The organism is Mycobacterium sp. DL (assembly GCF_039729195.1).
In the GTDB taxonomy this organism is placed as follows: Bacteria; Actinomycetota; Actinomycetes; order Mycobacteriales; family Mycobacteriaceae; genus Mycobacterium; species Mycobacterium hippocampi_A.
The window spans coordinates 299,128-316,626 of record NZ_CP155796.1 but is presented as its reverse complement, the minus strand read 5'-3'; the positions used below and the strand labels follow the sequence as shown (position 1 = coordinate 316,626).

Below are 17,499 nucleotides of genomic sequence, written 5' to 3'. Positions count from 1 at the left end.
CTACGGCGCCATGGCGGTCTCGACGATCGTCAACTCCTCGGGAAGCCCTGCGGCAGCACGGATCTCGATGAAGGCATCGACCATCGCGTCGGTCAGCTCGTGCGGATCCTCGAGCGTCCTGCCGTCGGAGAGCACCGAGATGTTCAACTGGTCGACATAGCTCCACACCGTGATGTTGAGTCCGCTGCCCGCCGTCAACGGTCCGACCGAGTAGATCTCGGTGACCAGCGCGCCACCGACACGGGCGCGTTCCCTGGGTCCCGGCACGTTGGAGATCGGCAGGTTCATCACCTTGTTCTGGCCGTCCTTGTTCGACAACCAGCGGAACATCGCCTCGGCCGGTGCGGGCGGGAAGTACGCCGACCACCGGCTGACCAGTTCCGGCCCGAGCAGGTTGTTGCTCTCCTTGCCGGCCGCGGCGGCGTCGTGGGCGGCGCGCACCCGCTCCAAGGGATCCTCGACGTCGACGGGAAGGCTGACCAGCACCCCGGTGAAGTAATTGCCGAAGATGCGGTCCGCCGAGAAGTCGAAGCTCACCGGAACCGAGGCCAGCAACGGATGGTCTGCACGATTGTCGTACCGCAGCAACAGTTTTCGTAAAGCGCCGGCCGACAGCGACAGCACCATGTCGTTGATGGTGACGCCCAGGTGTTTGCCGGTCTTCTTGACGTCGTCCAGCGACAGGGTGGCAGTGGCGTACCGCCGCGTGGAGTCGACCATGTGGTTCATGAACGACGGTGGCGGCGTGAACGGTCTCGTCAGCTCGGGCGACAGTTTGTGCGGGCTCTTCCGCACCCGGCTCACCCCCTGGGCGGTGTAGCGCACGACCGAGGGGAATTTGCCGATCTGGCGTAGGTGATCGGTGAACGCGGTACGCACCAGTTCGCCTTTGGACGGAGCCGGATCGGTGGCGTAGGAATCACGATCCGCCGCGGGACCGTCCTGCAGATCCATACCGCGAGCGAGCAGGTTCGCCGAGGCGACACCGTCGGCCAGGGCGTGGTGGATCTTGCCGAGCACCGCGATCCGTCCGTCGGCCAGGCCCTCGATCAGATACATCTCCCACAGCGGACGGCTCCGATCCAGCGGGGTGCTGGCGATCCGGCCCACCGCTTCATCGAGTTGCCGGCGACCGCCGGGCGCGTCGACCCGGTAGGGCCGAACGTGGTACTCGAGGTCGACCTCGGCGTTCTCCCGCCACATGGGGTGGTGGAACTTGAACGGGATGTCGATCAGCTCGAAACGGAACGGTTCGAGCTTGTGCAGCCGACTGTGGATGACCTTGCGCAGTTCCTCGACGCCGAACTTCGCGCCACCGAGATCGTCGAGTTGGATCACCGCCAACTTCAACGTGTGCATGTGAACATTGGGGGTTTCGCTGTACAACAGCACAGCGTCCCACCCACGAAGCCTCTTCACGCCAACCCCTCCTGCCCGGAGGCGTCTATATAACCTCTTTGGCCCCGATGAGACTTCTGTTTCGGTGAATATGGTTGAGGAACAAGCCGATTGCCGTCGCGGCAGATCCTGTTCGAGCCCCGTCGATCATGTCGAAACCGTGCCCTGCTCCGGGCAGTTCGACGTAGCCCACCACCGACCGCGAGACCTCTTTGAGACGGTCGACGAAACTGCGCGCCTGCGCCACCGGGATGACACTGTCACCGGTACCGTGCATGACCAGGAACGGCGGCGCCTCGGGATGCACCCGCGCGATCGGCGAGGCATTGCGGAACACATCGGGATGCTTGGCGATCTTGCGGCCGACGACGACCCGCTCGAGGAAGTCGACGAACCGGACCCGCTCGACGGTGGACTTGTCTTCCCAGTCGTAGCGCCCGTAGATACCGACCACGGCGTCGACCGACGTGTCCGACCCTTCGGGCAGTTCACCCTGGAGTTCGGGATCGTTGGCCGTCAGCCCTGCCAGCGCTGCGAGATGCCCGCCGGCCGAGGTGCCCGCCACGGTCACGAAGTTGCGGTCACCGCCGAACTTGTCGACGTTGGCCCGTGCCCAGGCGATCGCGGCCTTGACGTCCATGATGTGGGCCGGCCAGGGGTTGTGCGGCGCGACGCGGTAGTCGATGGACAGACACACCCAGCCCTGCTCGGCCAGATGCGACATCAGCGCGTAGCCCTGCAGGAAGCGGCTGCCGTGCACCCAGGCGCCCCCCGGCAGGAAGATCATCACCGGCGCGGGCTCGGCGGGCAGGTCGTCGCGGCGCCAGACGTCGAGCAACTGCGTCGGACGAGGTCCGTACCGCACCGAGGTCCGGTGCACGTTGCGGCGATGTTCGCGCATCTTCCACACCGGCGGGGTGCTCTCGGGCTCCGGCCATTCGATCTCGAGATCCTTGGCGGAGACGACCCCGCGCAGGGCAGCCTCGGAGACCGCATTGGTGCTTTCGCGTTCCTGGCGCTTGAGTTCGGCGTCGCTGGGAGTGAACAGCGATCTGGCGGTGGCACCGAGGAAATCGGGCGCATGCCGAGCCCCCCAGATGAGCCCCGCAGTCAGCGCGCCCAGTGGTTCGAGGTGCTTTCCGATCACCGGGAGCGACGCGGAAGCGACGCTCATGGCCAGCAGGTGGTCGGAAGGACCGGCTTTCAGCAACCATTGCAGGCGGGTGGTGAGGGTCGGGCCGGGATACCGGATATCCGGTCGTTCCGTCATTGCGCGAGCGTACCCCGCTGACCGGAAACGAAACGACAATCTGAGCGAAGTTGTCTACTCAGCCCGAAAGCGTCATACATCTGTGATGTGGCTCACATTTGACCTGCGGAGGTGGACGCGCGATAGCTTGATTTGACGACCGTCAAAACCCGAGGACAGAGGCTCACCCATGGGCACCACCGCGTCAGCGCTTGCCATCTCCGACGACCACCAGGATCTCGCCGAGGCGGTGTCCGGCCAGCTCACCCGGTTGCGAACCCTGGCCACGGCTCGAGCATCGCTCGAGGGCGGGTCGTCACATCCATCCGAGATCTGGTCGGCGGCAACAGAACTCGGATGGATCGGGCTGGCCATCGGCGAGGACTTCGGCGGCTCGGGATTCGGGCTGGCCGAGCTGGCGGTGGTGCTCGAGTGCCAGGGCCGCCAACTGTGCCCGGGCCCGTTCCTGCCCAGCGTGTCCGCAGCGGTGGTCATCGACCGCTGCGCTCCGGAATCCGTTCGCACCCAACTACTTCCCGCCCTCGCCACAGGTGAGACCGTGGGGGCGCTGGGTGTCTCGGGATCGCTGTCGGTGAGTTCTGACCTGGTCGTCACCGGGGAGAGTTCCGCGGTGCTGGGCGCACCCGATGCCGACGTCCTGGTCCTGGCAGCGGGCGATGACGTGGTGGTCGTCGACGTCGGCGCCGAGGGGGTCACCGTCACCGCGCTCGAGCCGCTGGACACCACACGCAGCACCGGGTCGGTGGCATTGCGCGAGGTCACCGTGCCCGCCGACCGCGTGCTGCGCGGCGCGGCCCGCAACGCCAGGACGGTATTTCGCATCCTGGCTTCGGCCGAGGCGGTCGGGGTCAGCTGGGCGGCACTCGAGATGGCCGTCGAGTACGCCAAGGTGCGAGAACAGTTCGGCCGCACCATCGGCACCTTCCAGGCGGTCAAGCACCACGCGGCCAACATGCTCGTCGACGCCGAGGTCGCCACTGCGGCCACCTGGGACGCGGCCCGCGCCGACGATCTCGACAGCGCCTGGTTCCCCGCCGCGGTGGCTGCCTCACATGCGATCAGGGCCCAGGTGTTCAACGCGCAGAACAACATTCAGCTACACGGGGGCATCGGCTACACCTGGGAGCACGACGCCCATCTGTATCTGCGCCGAGCCCGCATGCTCGCGGCGCTGATGGCCGACGGTGCCGACCCGCTGCTCGACGTCGTCGAGGGACAGCGCAGCGGACGAGCACTGGGTGCGTCGTTCACGCTGCCCCCGGAGTCCGGGGAGTACCGCACCCAGGCTGGTGCGGCGGCCGCCGAGGTCCGGGCGCTGCCCGCCGACCAGCAGCGGGACTTCCTCGTCGAGTCCGGTTACCTGGTCCCGCACTGGCCCAAGCCGTGGGGACGGGGCGCCGACGTCCTCGAACAACTCGCGATCGAGGAGGAGTTCGCCGACATCCGTCGTCCCGACATGGGGATCACCGGCTGGGTGGCGCTGACCATCGCCCAGGCGGGCACGGCCGATCAGCGCGAGCGCTGGGTGGAGCCGGTGCTGCGGGGCCAGGTGATGTGGTGCCAGCTGTTCTCCGAGCCCGGGGCCGGATCTGACGCCGCGGCGGTGCGCACGTCGGCGAAGAAGGTCGACGGCGGCTGGCGGGTCACCGGTCAGAAAGTCTGGACGAGCCTGGCCCACATGTGCCAGTGGGGGCTGGCCACCGTGCGCACCGACTTCGACGCCCAGAAGCACGCCGGCGTGACGATGATGGCGATCGACATGAAATCCGAAGGGGTGAAAGTCAATCCGCTGCGCGGGATCACCGGCGACGCCCACTTCAACGAAGTGTTCTTCGACGACGTGTTCGTGCCGGACTCCGATGTCGTCGGCGACGTGAACAAGGGCTGGCTGGTGGCCCGCGCGACGTTGGGCAACGAACGCATCTCCATCGGCGGCGGATCGGGCGCCATCGGTGGTACCACCCCTGACCAGCTGGTCGAGCTGCTGGACAGCTCGCCCGCAACCTCCGACAGGTATGTCCGACGCGCCGGTGAGGTGATCGCCGAGATCCATTCGTTGCGACTGCTCAACCTGCGGCGCGCCACCCGGGCGATCGCGGGTGCCGAGCCGGGGCCCGAGGGCAACGTGACCAAGCTGCTGGTCGCCGAATCCGGGCAGCACCTCACTGAGCTGGCCTTCGAGCTCGCCGGCACCGCCGCGGTCGTCGGGCAGACCCCGCAGCTGACGCTCAGCTATCTCGGCAACCGCGCGATGACGATCGCCGGCGGAACCTCCGAGATCACCCGCAACACGATCGCCGAGAGAATTCTGGGGCTACCGCGCGATCCGCTGCTGAAGTGATGCGCATACTGGTCGGGTGCACAGCATCGAGTTCCATCCCGAGCTGAAACGCAGCGCCCGACTGCTGCCGAAGCAGATCATCACGCCCCTGACGTTGCCGTTGATGCGTGCCGCCGGCCGGCTCATGTGGGGGCGTGATCCCGAGGGCCCCGATGCGCCAGAGGTTCTGACGCTGCCATCAGGCGTCGGGGTCCGGCTGTACCGTCCCGTGGGCGCGGCCACTCCGGGTCCGGCGCTGCTGTGGATCCACGGCGGCGGCTACGTGATCGGCGACGCCGCCCAGGACGACGTGCTGTGCGGCAGGTTCGCCCGGGAACTCGGCGCCACCGTGGTCTCGGTCGACTACCGACTGGCTCCCGAACATCCGTATCCGGCGCCCGTCGAGGACTGCTATTCGGCGCTGAACTGGCTGCGCGCGCTCCCGTCTGTGGACCCGGACCGGGTGGCGATCGGCGGGGCCAGCGCGGGCGGCGGGTTGGCGGCCACGCTCGCGCTGCTCACCCGCGACCGCGGCGAGATCGACGTTGCCGCACAGATTCTCGTCTATCCGATGATCGACGACCGTACCGTGCAGCGCGCCGGTCTGGACAATCCCGGCCACCGGCTGTGGAACCAGTCGAGCAACCGGTTCGGTTGGCGGGCCTATCTGGGCGATGCCGATCCCAACGTCGCCGTCCCCGCCCGCCGCCAGGATCTGGCCGGACTGCCGCCGGCGTGGATCGGTGTCGGGACACTGGACCTGTTCCACGACGAGGATCTGGCCTACGCCGAGCGACTGCGTGCCGCGGGCGTGCCGTGCGAGGTCATGGTGGTCGACGGCGCATTCCACGGGTTCGACGGGATCGCACCGAAAGCCAGTGTCTCACAATCGTTTTTTGCCAGTCAGTGTGCTCTGCTGCGAACGGCTTACGCGCCGCCGGCGGCGTAGTTCAGTCGCTGTCACTGTCGGCGGCTTTATCGCTATCGGCGGCTCCGTCGCTGTCGGCGCCGGACGACGACCCATCCCGGTCTTCACCCTTTGCCGTCGCGTCGTCCGTGTCCGCACCGACACGCACCCTCTTGCGACTGCTGGCCGCTTCCGATTCCTGCTCGGTGTCGGACGCGGCAGTCGCCTCAGCCGTCTCGTCCGCATCGTCACGGTTCTCGTCGCTTTCGCGAGACCCGGAGGTGGGCGGCGCTTCAACATCCGCGTCGTCGGTCGCATCCGATGGTGACGTCGCGGCGACCGTATCGGTTGCGCCCGTGTTGTTGCGGTCAACATCCTGCTGTCCGGACTTCGGTTCGGCCGAAGATGAAGCAGGGTCAGCTGTCTCCGGCGTCCGGCTTGCGCGCACGGCATCAGGCTCCGCCTGGTCGGAACCCAGCGGGGCAGACAGCACGGCGACGCTCGGCGGTTCGTCCTCGTCCGTCGGCAGATACGACCGGTCGTAGCCTCGTTCCACGATTTCTTTCAGCGGTCCGTTGAGGGCGTCGGCCAAGTCCGTGAGCCCCAGTCGACGCAGCGGCTCGAGCAGCGGCAGGTTCTCGGTCGGCACGAAGACGTAGGTCGTGTTCCCCTCCTTCCACACGATGTTGGCCGGATCGTGCATGTCCACGTCCTCGTAATCGGTGTGGATGACCGTGAACGCGGCCAAAGAGTTGAGCAGGGCCAGCAAGTTGAACGGATTGTCGGGGAAGTCGGAGGCGGTGTCGTACTGGCGCGATATGTCGATCACCTGGTATTGGGTTTCCGGCATCACCTGACGGTCGGAGCCACCATAGGCTCGAGTGGGATTGCCGATCACGACGAACGACAACTCATCCGGCGAGGGGGCATCGGGGTCGTCGGCATGCTCCTGCATCCAGTCCGCCACCGACCGAGCCCCCTCGCTGTAGGAGAACACGACCTTGGTGCCGGGCGTGGTGTCGATGGTTGTCTCGATGGTCGCGATGCCATTCGGGTCCCAGAGGAACTGATCGATCGGGACGCAGTTGTTGGGCGATTGGCACAGCGACCCTTGAAGCTCATCTTCCATGGACCCTTCCCAGGGAAAGATGGTCAACACGGTGGCAGGACTCGGCACCGGGGGCACCGCAGCAGCACCTGCGGTCGGCACGGCGACGAGCGGCAGCAGAGCCCCGCACACGGCCAGCTCGATCGCTCCCCGCTTGAATCTGCGCGACTGGTTGGCGGACCGGGACAGATCCCGGTCCGAGAAGTCCTGAGACAACTGTGACGAGCTACCCATTGTTGATTCCCCTAACGAAGTCTTCCCCCGACGCTCCGACGGACGACAAACTGGGAGCGCAGTTTGCTGGTTGTCGACCGGTCACCCCTCATTGTGACTCACATCTCACGATACTGAAAGCCCCATCGCGTGTTGCTGACTACTGAGTCGTGTCGAGCTGACGAACTGCCGCATTCCCCGGCGACGCGGCACCCGCATTCACACCACAGCCGGTCGTCGCTCGCCCGCGACCATGGGCCGCACCGGGGTGCCGGGAGGACGGGGAGGTGCCGATCCTGAACAGATAGCCAAGAAAATGCCCATATCAACTGGATGATCACCGCCACACCGGCCGGAGTTTTTCATCCTCTGGTATCCGCCATGGCGAAGACATCCAGCGTCCGGCGCTCCCGAACGGCCAGGTCTCAGAACTCATCCACCGGGACGAGCCCGGACGGTTGCCGTGGTTTGCCATACCGATAGACGCCCCCGGGTGGTGCCGTCGTGGCGGGCATGGCTCGCGGCTACAGACAGTTTTGCCGATGCGTCCGTCGCGGGTGTCCAAGGCCAGCACGTGAACGGGCTCAGGGCCTCTCGAAGACCAACTCACCGGCAATGATGGTGGCCGCCACCATGGCCGCGTCCAGTTCACCCAGCGTCTCGGTCGGTGCGGCCGACAGGACACAGAGGTCACCGGGTGCACCGGCTTCCACACCGCGGGGCACTGCGGGGCGGTCCGCCTCGCCGAGGAACATCGTCAATGCCTCACGCGCGGAGACACATTCGGCCTCACCGAGTATCGCGCCCGACGCGCTGCGGCGGTGCACAGCGGCCCGCATCGCGGCCCAGGGGTCGGCCTCACCGAAGGGTGCATCCGTCGACAGGGCGACGGGCACGCCCGCCCGCCGCAGTGACGCCACCCGCCACAGCTCGTGGTGTTCGCCCGCGGGGACGTCGACCCGGTACTGGTCGCCGCGCTCGGCGACGAAGTTCGGCTGGGTGACCACCGTCGCTCCGCTGGCCGCGAGGTCGGACAGGTTGGCGTCGGGCACCACGGCCGCGTGCTCGATGCGGTCGAGGGGGTGGCGGCCGGCGCAGCGCAGCGCCTCCAACGTCACCACCAGTTGCGCGGCCGTCACACAGTGCAGCGCGACCGGCCCGCCCGCGGCATGCCTGTCACTGATCCATCGGATCAGACCCTCGAGGTCGAGGTCGTCGTCGTGCAGGATCCGCTTCCCGGGCGCCAGGAAGTGCACCCTCTGTCGCAGCTCGCCCCGCCGGTGCGCATCCTGCAGACCTTCGACGTCGCGGCCCTCTAGATCGGGGGTGGCGTCGGTGACGCCGGTGACCCCGTGCCGACTCAACCGCGCGCCGATCTCCGCCAGGCTCGGTTCGCCGCGCAGCAGCGTCGACGACCAGCTGCCGTCGGCGCTGCGCAGCCGACCGTCGGGATGGTCGCCCAGACCGAGGCGCGTCAGCCCGGCCGAGTTCAGCGTCCACTGCACTCCGCTGCGGTGCTGCACCCGCAGCGGAACGGTGGGGCACACCTCGTCGAGCACGCCACGGTCCAGCAGTCCGGCCGCCGACTCGTGATACCCGACGGCGCGGATCCAGCCGTCCTCTCCGACGCCGGCGCCGGCGAGTACCCGGGCGAGGTCCTGTCTGCCGCGGACTTCGTCAGGGCCCACCCGGACCGAGTGCAGAGCTGCGGCGGCCGCCCGCAGGTGCACGTGGTGATCGTGCAGTCCGGGAATCACGGTGCCACCGGCGGCGTCGTAGACGGCCTCACCGCGCTTCGGAGTCAGACCGTCGGCCACCTCGGCGACCCGGTCGCCGACACGGATGTCGGTCGCCGTCCCGTCGAGCAGCCTCGCCCGCCGGATCAACATGAGGCGACGTTCCGTTGCGCCACCAGGCGGTCCACCAGGACGTTGTCCGATCCGAGTGGCGAAGCCCGATAGTTCGTCAACGGCGCTGTGGTGCAGGCCTTTTGGTCTCCGCGGTCCAGCTGGGCGTACGCTGCGGCCACGGCCGACATCGCGATCTCGACGATCTCGCCTCCACCTCGGGCCCGCGACTCCATCAGGGCGTGTGCCGCATGAATGCCCGTCAGCGGGTCGGCGATCGCGTCCCCGCAGAACACCGGTGCGTTCGACGCGCCGGCGACGAGTCCCCCCGACACCGCCGCGTCGTCGCCGAACGCCACCCAGTCGGCGCGCTGTCCCTCGGCGCCGTGTCCGGTGATGCGCAGCCAGATCCGGCCGTCCCGGGCGGGGACGTCGGTAGGGCCGAGACCGCGCCGTGCCAGCGCTGCGGGACGCGAGGACTCGATCACCACGTCGGCTGCGGCCAGCAGTCGTATCAGACCGTCGAGAGCAGCAAAATCGGCTCTGTAGGAGAGCTTTCCGCCGTTGATCCAGTCGAAGAACGTCGCCGGACCGGTTCGGGTTCCGTCGGGGCGGGCGGCACTTTCGACTTTGACGACCGTCGCCCCGGCACGGGCCAGCAACTGCGCGCACAGCGGGCCTGCCCACATCGACGACAGGTCGGCGACCAGCAGATCAGACAGGGGTGCCGGGACGGCCCGACCACCCAGGTGTCGCATAACCGTTGCGGCAGTGACGGTTTCGCCGAGCACACCGGCGGGCAGTCCGAGCAGTCGGGCCCGTTCGGCAAAGGCCGACGCCCCGACGGTGCGCACCCGCCGCTCGATCATCGGCCACGGATCATCGGCGATCTCGTCGGATTCGATCAGGGCGGGCACGGCGCCGATGTCGTCGGGCCGGGACAGGGTCAGCGCACACCAGTCGCCGCCTCCGGCCATCAGTCGGGACGCCCCGCCCGCCGACACCCGGCCGTGGCTCTCGAGGCCGAGCAGGACCGCGCGGCCGCCGAGCAACTCCTCGGCGTCGACGTCGATCCCCGCCAGTGACCCCAGGGCCCGGGCAGATTCACATGCCTGCGCGAGCACTGCGGTGGGAACGGCCACGGGCGTCACCACACCATTGTCGGTGACGACGACCCGCTCAGATGTTGCGGCCCTGAGCGTGACGTGTGGTCGCGGCGATGCTGCCGAGCATCTTCAGCGCATCACCGCTGGGGCTGCCCGGCGGCGCGTCGTAGACCACAAGTTCCTGCCCCGGCGCGGAACGCACGTCGAACGTCTGCATGCTCAGTGTGATACGCCCGACCTCAGGATGACAGAACGTCTTCTCCGCCAGCGACTTCCGGCGTGCGTCGCGGCGCTCCCAGAGGGCCGTGAATTCCCCGCTCGTGTTCAGCAGTTCAGCGAGCACGGCCCGGGTGCGGGGATCTTCGGGGGCAGCGCCGTAGGCCATCCGGAATCCGGCGACCGAGTTCTCCGCGATCCCGGGCCAGTCGGCGTAGAAGTCGCGTGCGCGCGGGTCGGTGAACACCAGCAGCATCAGGTTGCCCACCGCGCCCAGTTCCCCGAACAGGGCCGATGCCAGCGGGTTGGCGGCCAGGATGTCGTACGCGCGGTTGTAGACCAGCGCCGGATTGTCCGGCCACGCCTCCATCAACCGCAGCAGCGCCGGATCCACCCGGTCGGACACGTGGCTGTGCTGGGACCGTGGCGCCAGTCCGGCCAGCCGGAACAGGTGGCTGCGGCCGTCGTCGTCGAGGCGGAGTGCGGCCGCGAGCGACTCGAGCACCTGGACCGACGGCGACCGCTCGCGGCCCTGCTCCAGGCGGCCGTAGTAGTCGACGCTGACCCCGGCCAGCAGCGCCACCTCCTCGCGGCGCAGTCCCTGCACCCGGCGGACACCCGTGCTGATCAGACCCACATCGCCAGGGCCGACCGCGGCCCGTCGACTCTTCAGGTACTCACCCAGTTCGGCCACGATTCCAGCCTAAACACCGACACGAGCCCCTGACAGGGGTGCGATCCACCCTGGTTGTACGGGCCGCGGCAGCAGACGCTGGCCTCATGACCGAACCGAAGATCGTTCTCATCACCGGTGCCAGCAGCGGTATCGGCGCCGCCGTCGCCGTCCACCTGGTGCGCGCGGGCCACCACGTTGTCGCCGGCGCCCGTCGGGAGGACAAACTGGCGGCTCTCGCCGATGCCGTCGACGGCGAACAGCCCGGTGGCAGCCTGTCGGTGCGCCGACTCGACGTCACCGACCGGGCAGACACGGCCGCGTTCGTCGACGACGCCGTGGCGACCCACGGCCGCGTGGATGTCCTCGTCAACAACGCCGGGGTGATGCCGCTGTCCCGGCTGGACGCACTGCTGGTCGATCAGTGGGACGCCATGATCGACGTCAACGTCCGCGGATTGCTGCACGGCATCGCCGCCGCGCTGCCGCACTTCCGACGCGGGGGTGGCGGACACTTCGTCACCGTGGCCTCGGTCGGGGCGCACGAGGTGGTGCCGACGGGTGCGGTGTACTGCGCCACCAAGCACGCCGCATGGGCGATCACCGAGGGGTTGCGTCAGGAGGTGGACCCGTCGATCCGGGTCACGACCATCTCCCCGGGAGTGGTCGAGTCCGAACTCGCCGGAACCATCACCGATCCCATCGCCGCGGAGGCCATGCGCGACTACCGCGCCGACGCGATCCCGCCCGAAGCGATCGCGCGCGCCATCGCCTATGCGATCGGCGAACCGGCCGAGGTCGACGTCAACGAGGTCATCGTCCGACCGGCACGTCAGCGCTGACCTCGTCGACCAGACCCCACCTCAACGCGGTCTGCGGATCGATCGAGCGACCGGACAGCACCAGATAGGCGGTGCGCCAACGGCCGATGCGCCGGGTGATGCTCACGGTGCCGCCGGCTCCGGGGATCAGACCCAGGCGGAGTTCCGGCAGCCCGAGCACCGCATCCGGATGACACCGCACCCAGCCGCAGAACGCGGCCATCTCCAGCCCGCTGCCCTGCACCTGCCCGTGAACGTCAGCACAGCAGGTACGGCTGAGTCGCGCGGTGATCTCGTCGAGTGCCAGAGCGGGGCTGTGCCGGGTGCGGGCCAGGTGCGCGGCCGCGGGGTCGGCGAAGGTCCCGAACTCGGCGAGATCTCCCCCGCTGCAGAATGACGGACCGTTGCCCGACAGCACCACCTCGCTGATCGACGGGTCCAGCCGGGCGACCTCCAACGCCTCCAGCAGCGCCGCCCGCGCATCGGTGGAGAATGCGTTGTGACGCTGCGGCCGGTTGAACCTGATCAGCAGACAGTCGCCGACGCGTTGCACCTCAACGGGATTCGGAATCTCTGGGACGTGTGCCGGCCCGCGTTCGGCGAGCCAGCGCCCGAACTCCGCGCCGGACTGCAGCGTCGAGTACCCCAACGATTCGGTGACGATCCCGGCGAAGGTCGGCCCTTTCGGGTCAAGGGCGCGCAACACGTCGTCACACACGGCCGCGGCCTGCGGCCATCGTCGGCAGCGTTCGGTTAGCTCGGCAACCGCGTCGGGCACCGATTCGACGGTCACCACCCGACGGTCGGCCGAGGGCGCCTCGGTGAGGGTGAGAGTCGCTTCATCGGAGGGAGATCCGATCGCGACGATCACCCCTCCGGCGAGTTCGACTTCATTCTGGTTGGTCACGAGTACTTCTTGATCAGCTCCTGCTTGTACAGCTTGCCGGTGTCGGTGCGCGGGAGCTGCGCCTCGAACGAGATCGAGCGCGGACATTTGTAGTGCGCCAACCGGTCTCGCAGCCACGTGATCAGCTCATCGGCAAAGCTGTCGGTGGCGTCGGCGGGATCGACGGTCTGCACCGCAGCTTTGACGCTCTGGCCCATCTCGTCGTCGGGGATGCCGAAGACCGCGGCGTCCATCACCTTCGGGTGGGTGACGAGCAGGTTCTCGGCCTCCTGCGGATAGATGTTCACCCCGCCGGAAATGATCATGTGATGCCTGCGGTCGGTGAGGTAGAGATATCCCTCCTCGTCGACATAACCGATGTCGCCCACCGTCTTCCAGCCACGCGCATCGCGGGACGAGGCGGTCTTGCCCGGATCGTTGAGGTACTCGAAGTCGAAGCCGCCCTCGAAGTAGATCTCGCCGGCCTGGCCGGGGGGCAGTTCGTTTCCCGCCTCGTCGAGGATGTGCAGTGCGCCGGCCAGCGGTCTGCCGACCGACCCGGGGTGTGCCAGCCACTCGTCGGCGGTGATCAGCGTGGACCCGTGCGCCTCCGAGGAGGCGTAGTACTCGTCGACGATCGGGCCCCACCAGTCGATCATCTGCTTCTTGATGTCCACCGGGCACGGGGCGGCCGCGTGCATCACCCTCTCCAGGCTCGACACGTCGTAGGACAACCGCTTGTCGGCAGGCAGTTTCAACATCCGCGTGAACATCACCGGGACGAACTGACCATGCGTGACGCGGTGCTTGGCGATCGCGTCCAGCGCCCCCTCGGCGTCGAACTTCTCCATCACCACGGTCGTGATGCCACCGGCCTGCGTCTGCATGGACCACACCGACGGGGCGGTGTGATAGAGCGGCGCGGGGCTGAGGTAGACGGCGTCGGGATGCATCCAGAACGACACCAGCGCGGCCATCAGGCCGGACACTTCGGCCGGAGGCAGGTGCGGCAGTTCGCGTTTGATGCCCTTCGGCCGGCCCGTGGTACCCGATGAGTACTGCAGCAGGTCGCCTTCGATCTCGTCGGCGATCGGTGTATCGGGTTGATCGGCAACACATTCGGGGTAGGTCTGCCACCCGTCGAGTTGGCCGTCGGCGATGACCAGGACCGCGGGCAAGCCCTTGGGCAGTTCTGCGGCGAGACCGGCGAGGGTGTCCTTGAGTGTGCCCGAGCCGACGATCGCCTTGGCCGCGCTGTTGTCGACGATGTAGGCCGCCTCGGCGGCGGTCAGGTGCGTGTTGATGGGCACGTAGTAGAGGCCGGCCCGACGCGCCGCCCACATCACCGTGTGCATGTGCTCGCTGTTCTCCATCAGGATCGCAACGGCATCCCCCTCGACCAGACCCGCGGCCCGGAAGAAGTGCGCCAGCCTGTTGGCCCGGGCCTCGAGTTCGCCGAACGTCACCACCGTCCCGGACGGGTACATGACGATCGCAGGCTTGTCGGGCGTGGCAACGGCGGTGTCGCGGATCTGCATGATCAGACTCTACTTCGCCCAAGTTGACGGGTGTCAACTTGGGCGATGTTACGATCGTCAACATCGGCAACGGACACGGGTGACATCTGACAACTCGACGCTCTCGGACAGCTTCCGACAACTACCACCACGGCAATCTTCGCCAGACACTGCTCGAGCACGCCGTCGATCTGGCCAGGGCAGGTGGGCCCGATGCGGTGGTGTTACGCGACGTCCAGCGGATGGCCGGCGTCAGCAATTCTGCGGCATATCGCCACTACTCCGATCGGGACGCCCTTCTCGACGCGGTGACCGATTACGCGATCGCCCGGATGACGGACGCGATGGCCGCACGCCTGAACGCGGTGCCGGCGCGCGGCCCCAGGACCAAACGCGCCCTCGGCAGACTCCGCGCCACCGGACAGGGCTACGTCGACTTCGCTCTTGCCGAACCCGGCTTGTTCCGAACAGCTTTCGCCCACAAGGAACCCGACAGGCACTCCCGTCTCACCTCCGGCGACGGCGCCGATGATGCGGAAGCCCATCACCCGTTCCAGATTCTGATCCGGTGCTTGGACGACCTCGTCGCCGTGGGTGTGCTGTCCCCGGATCGGCGCGACGGCCTCGACGAAGCGGCGTGGGCGGCGGTGCACGGGCTTTCCACGCTGTTCATCGACGGACCCTTGAGCGCGGCGGACCCGGTGCGAAAACAGTTGATCACCGACCGTCTGCTCGACGGGATATCCGGCAGCTTGCGCTAAGGCGAAACTGTTCAATGTTGACAGGACTAACATCCTCTGCGATGGTCAGGATGTTAGCGATGTAAACATCTACAGGCGGAGCCCACTCATGGTCACCCAGTCCGATAGCCATCCGGCAGGCACGCATTCGGCTCCGCCGAGGCACCGGCCCGCCCTCATCCTCACCGTTGTCCTGGTAGCCGCCCTGGCCATCAACGTGGAAACCACCATCGTCAATGTGGCTCTGCCAACCCTGAACTCGGAGCTCGGTGCTTCCACGCGCGGACTTCAGTGGATCGTCGACGCCTACAATCTGACGTTCGCCGCACTGGTACTTGCCGGCGGTACCGTCGGCGACAAGTTCGGCCGCCGTGGCACGCTGATCGCGGGGCTGGCACTGTTCGCGGCCAGCAGCGTGGGGGCGGCGCTGTGCACGTCGACCGAATCGCTCATCGGGATGCGGCTGGTGATGGGTATCTCGGCGGCGCTGATCTACCCGACCACGCTGGCCATCATCACCGACACCTTCCGTGATCCGAAGCAACGGGCTGCGGCGATCGGCGTGTGGGGCGCGGTGACGGGACTCGGAGTGGCCATCGGCCCGATCCTCGGTGGCGCATTGTTGGAGGCATTCTGGTGGGGCAGTTTGTTCTTGGCCTTGGCGCCGATCGCCGTCGTCGCCATCGTCGGTGCCGCGGCGTTCATCCCGGCCTCGACCGCAGAAGCCGGCGCCCGACTCGACCGCGGCGGCCTTGTGTTGTCGGTCGTGATGCTGGGCGCCCTGGTGTACACGATCATCGAGGCACCCGAACACGGATGGACCTCGGCGCCCACGGTGCTCGGCTTCGGCGTGGCGGTGACGGCGGCGGTCTGCTTCGTCTGGTGGGAACGACGCCACCACGATCCGCTGCTCGACGTCAGCCTGTTCGCCAACCTGAGGTTCAGTGCGGCCAGTGGCGCGGTCACCGTGGCGTTCTTCGCTCTGTTCGGCTTCATCTTTCTGATCACCCAGTTCTTCCAGTTGCTGCAGGGCTTCGGCCCGCTCGAGACCGGGGTGCGGATACTGCCGGTGGCCTTGTCGATCGCGGTCGGGTCCGTGCTGGGGACCCGGCTTGCGGTGTCCCGCATCGGTGCCAAGGTGGTGGTGTTCGCCGGTCTGCTGATGCTCACCGCCGCGTTCGCCTGGGTGGCCACCGTCGACGTCGACGTCGCATACATCGAGGTCGCGATGCAGATGGTGCTGCTCGGCGGCGGTCTCGGTCTGACGACGGCACCGGCCACGGACTCGATCATGGGCGTGGTCCGGCCCGACCAGGCAGGTGCCGGTTCGGCGGTCAACGACGCGACCCGTCAGATCGGCGGCACGCTCGGGGTGGCCGTCGTGGGCAGCATCTTCTCCACGCTGTACATCCGCTCGCTCGATGACAGCGAGATCCTGCAGGCTGCCCCGAGCGCCGCTCTTCAGACAGCACGCGAAGGCCTGGCACAGGGTCTGCAGGTCGCCGCCCAGTCACCGACCCCCGTCGCGGGGACGTTGCGTGACACCGTCAGCGACGCGTTCATGTCCGGTCTTCACGCCGGTTGTCTGACCGCCGCCGCGGTCTGCCTGGTGGGCGCTTTCTTCGTGCTCGCGTATCTGCCCGCACACCCGACGAAGGAGATCCCCGCATGAGACACGCCGACCGATACGGCCCGTGGGCGCTGATCACCGGCGCCAGTGACGGAATAGGCAAGGCACTGGCAGGCCAGATCGCCGCCGGCGGAATCAACGTCGTCCTCTGCGCCCGCAGTCAGGACAAGCTGGAAGCGCTGGCGGCCGAACTGGCCGCCGACCACGGCATCGAGACGCTGGTGCTGCCGGCAGATCTGGCCGACCCCAGCGGCGTCGACACCGTGGCAGACCTGACAGACCGGATCGATATCGGTTTGGTGGTACTCGCTGCCGGATTCGGCACAACGGGATCTGTCCTGGAGACATCTCTGACAGACGAAGTCCAGTTGATCGCTGTCAACGTCACCGCGGTCATGCGGCTTTCGCACATCTTGGCCCGCCGTCTCGCGGCGCGGGGCAGCGGTGGTCTGGTGCTGTTCGGGTCAATCGTCGGCTGGCAAGGCGTCCCGGGACAAGCCAACTACGCGGCGTCCAAGGCATATGTGCAGAGCTTGGCCGAGGGGCTTCACGACGAGTTGGCCCTGTCCGGTGTCGATGTCCTTGCCGTGGCGCCCGGTCCCGTCGATTCCGGGTTCGGCGCCAGGGCGGGCCTCACGATGACCTCGGCCACCAAGCCGGACGTCGTCGCCGCCGCCACCCTGACCGCACTGGGCCGCCGCACCGTGATTCCCGGGGCACGGAGCAAGTTCCTCACCGCCGCGTTGACGCCACTGCCCCGCCGGGTACGCAGCCTCATCCTCGGCAGGGTGATCGCCGGAATGCGCACTGCATCGTCACGAGCGCGCGCGTAAGGCACGCTGTTAAC

General features: G+C 67.7%; 15 protein-coding genes. 7 read left to right on the top strand and 8 right to left on the bottom strand.

The genetic code is table 11. The annotated features are described in order from the left end of the window. Together ABDC78_RS01525 and ABDC78_RS01520 are read right to left on the bottom strand one after the other, a co-directional pair. Entirely contained in the window at positions 1-1,419 is a 1,419-nt protein-coding gene (locus tag ABDC78_RS01525) for a wax ester/triacylglycerol synthase family O-acyltransferase (RefSeq protein ID WP_178359370.1), read from the bottom strand. Positions 1,420-1,444: 25 nt separating this feature from the next. After that, the gene (locus ABDC78_RS01520; protein ID WP_178359369.1) at positions 1,445-2,668 is read right to left on the bottom strand and encodes an alpha/beta hydrolase; all 1,224 of its coding nucleotides are present in this window, start codon (positions 2,666-2,668) and stop codon (positions 1,445-1,447) included. Between the two features lie 169 nt (positions 2,669-2,837). Between ABDC78_RS01520 and ABDC78_RS01515 the strand changes: the two genes are divergently transcribed. After that, positions 2,838-5,009 (top strand): acyl-CoA dehydrogenase, encoded by a 2,172-nt coding sequence (locus ABDC78_RS01515; RefSeq protein ID WP_178359368.1) that lies wholly within the window; start codon positions 2,838-2,840, stop codon positions 5,007-5,009. 16 nt (positions 5,010-5,025) lie between these two features. Next, positions 5,026-5,937, top strand: coding sequence for an alpha/beta hydrolase (locus tag ABDC78_RS01510; RefSeq protein WP_178359367.1), 912 nt, complete (start codon positions 5,026-5,028; stop codon positions 5,935-5,937). Between the two features lies 1 nt (position 5,938). Here ABDC78_RS01510 and ABDC78_RS01505 read toward each other — a convergent pair whose 3' ends face one another. Then, positions 5,939-7,024 (bottom strand): PE-PPE domain-containing protein, encoded by a 1,086-nt coding sequence (locus ABDC78_RS01505; RefSeq protein ID WP_178359366.1) that lies wholly within the window; start codon positions 7,022-7,024, stop codon positions 5,939-5,941. Here ABDC78_RS01505 and ABDC78_RS01500 point away from each other — a divergent pair. Beyond that, a complete protein-coding gene (locus tag ABDC78_RS01500; protein WP_178359365.1) occupies positions 7,023-7,214 on the top strand; it encodes a hypothetical protein in 192 nt (63 codons plus the stop codon). The genes ABDC78_RS01505 and ABDC78_RS01500 overlap by 2 nt on opposite strands. A gap of 586 nt (positions 7,215-7,800) precedes the next feature. Here the strand turns inward: ABDC78_RS01500 and ABDC78_RS01495 are convergent. Genes ABDC78_RS01495 through ABDC78_RS01485 form a run of 3 tightly spaced genes read right to left on the bottom strand, consistent with a single transcriptional unit; the run spans position 7,801 to position 11,079 of the window. Next, positions 7,801-9,105, bottom strand: a complete 1,305-nt coding sequence (locus tag ABDC78_RS01495) for an amidohydrolase family protein (protein WP_178359364.1) — start codon at positions 9,103-9,105, stop codon at positions 7,801-7,803. Continuing rightward, positions 9,099-10,214: a CoA transferase gene (locus tag ABDC78_RS01490; RefSeq protein WP_178359363.1), complete on the bottom strand. Its 1,116-nt coding sequence runs from the start codon at positions 10,212-10,214 to the stop codon at positions 9,099-9,101. Before ABDC78_RS01490 ends, ABDC78_RS01495 begins: the two co-directional genes overlap by 7 nt. A gap of 28 nt (positions 10,215-10,242) precedes the next feature. Further along, positions 10,243-11,079, bottom strand: a complete 837-nt coding sequence (locus ABDC78_RS01485) for a helix-turn-helix domain-containing protein (RefSeq protein WP_178359362.1) — start codon at positions 11,077-11,079, stop codon at positions 10,243-10,245. An 86-nt stretch (positions 11,080-11,165) separates the two neighbouring features. Between ABDC78_RS01485 and ABDC78_RS01480 the strand changes: the two genes are divergently transcribed. Then, positions 11,166-11,900 carry an SDR family oxidoreductase gene (locus ABDC78_RS01480; RefSeq protein WP_178359361.1) on the top strand — a complete coding sequence of 245 codons (735 nt, stop codon included), beginning with the start codon at positions 11,166-11,168 and terminating at the stop codon, positions 11,898-11,900. Here the strand turns inward: ABDC78_RS01480 and ABDC78_RS01475 are convergent. Together ABDC78_RS01475 and fadD4 are read right to left on the bottom strand one after the other, a co-directional pair. Further along, complete coding sequence (locus ABDC78_RS01475; protein ID WP_347133293.1) at positions 11,872-12,786, bottom strand: enoyl-CoA hydratase/isomerase family protein; 915 nt, start codon at positions 12,784-12,786, stop codon at positions 11,872-11,874. The genes ABDC78_RS01480 and ABDC78_RS01475 overlap by 29 nt on opposite strands. Continuing rightward, complete coding sequence (fadD4, locus tag ABDC78_RS01470; RefSeq protein WP_178359359.1) at positions 12,783-14,303, bottom strand: fatty-acid--CoA ligase FadD4; 1,521 nt, start codon at positions 14,301-14,303, stop codon at positions 12,783-12,785. Before fadD4 ends, ABDC78_RS01475 begins: the two co-directional genes overlap by 4 nt. 197 nt (positions 14,304-14,500) lie before the next feature. On the opposite strand from fadD4, the gene ABDC78_RS01465 reads away from it, so the two are divergent. The 3 genes from ABDC78_RS01465 to ABDC78_RS01455 all read left to right on the top strand — a co-directional run bounded on the left by ABDC78_RS01465 (position 14,501) and on the right by ABDC78_RS01455 (position 17,485). Beyond that, on the top strand, positions 14,501-15,043 hold the full coding sequence (locus ABDC78_RS01465; RefSeq protein WP_178359358.1) for a TetR-like C-terminal domain-containing protein: 543 nt from the start codon (positions 14,501-14,503) through the stop codon (positions 15,041-15,043). An 88-nt stretch (positions 15,044-15,131) separates the two neighbouring features. Beyond that, on the top strand, positions 15,132-16,694 hold the full coding sequence (locus ABDC78_RS01460) for an MFS transporter (RefSeq protein WP_178359357.1): 1,563 nt from the start codon (positions 15,132-15,134) through the stop codon (positions 16,692-16,694). Next, positions 16,691-17,485, top strand: coding sequence for an SDR family NAD(P)-dependent oxidoreductase (locus ABDC78_RS01455; RefSeq protein ID WP_178359356.1), 795 nt, complete (start codon positions 16,691-16,693; stop codon positions 17,483-17,485). Before ABDC78_RS01460 ends, ABDC78_RS01455 begins: the two co-directional genes overlap by 4 nt. Positions 17,486-17,499: the final 14 nt, after the last annotated feature.

Bases quoted from the DNA above. Each gene is read 5' to 3' on its own strand.
- ABDC78_RS01495 (WP_178359364.1), bottom strand. From the start codon at position 9,105: ATGTTGATCCGGCGGGCGAGGCTGCTCGACGGGACGGCGACCGACATC.
- ABDC78_RS01515 (WP_178359368.1), top strand. From the start codon at position 2,838: ATGGGCACCACCGCGTCAGCGCTTGCCATCTCCGACGACCACCAGGAT.
- ABDC78_RS01480 (WP_178359361.1), top strand. From the start codon at position 11,166: ATGACCGAACCGAAGATCGTTCTCATCACCGGTGCCAGCAGCGGTATC.
- fadD4 (WP_178359359.1), bottom strand. From the start codon at position 14,303: ATGCAGATCCGCGACACCGCCGTTGCCACGCCCGACAAGCCTGCGATC.
- ABDC78_RS01520 (WP_178359369.1), bottom strand. From the start codon at position 2,668: ATGACGGAACGACCGGATATCCGGTATCCCGGCCCGACCCTCACCACC.
- ABDC78_RS01505 (WP_178359366.1), bottom strand. From the start codon at position 7,024: ATGGAAGATGAGCTTCAAGGGTCGCTGTGCCAATCGCCCAACAACTGC.
- ABDC78_RS01460 (WP_178359357.1), top strand. From the start codon at position 15,132: ATGGTCACCCAGTCCGATAGCCATCCGGCAGGCACGCATTCGGCTCCG.
- ABDC78_RS01500 (WP_178359365.1), top strand. From the start codon at position 7,023: ATGGACCCTTCCCAGGGAAAGATGGTCAACACGGTGGCAGGACTCGGC.
- ABDC78_RS01455 (WP_178359356.1), top strand. From the start codon at position 16,691: ATGAGACACGCCGACCGATACGGCCCGTGGGCGCTGATCACCGGCGCC.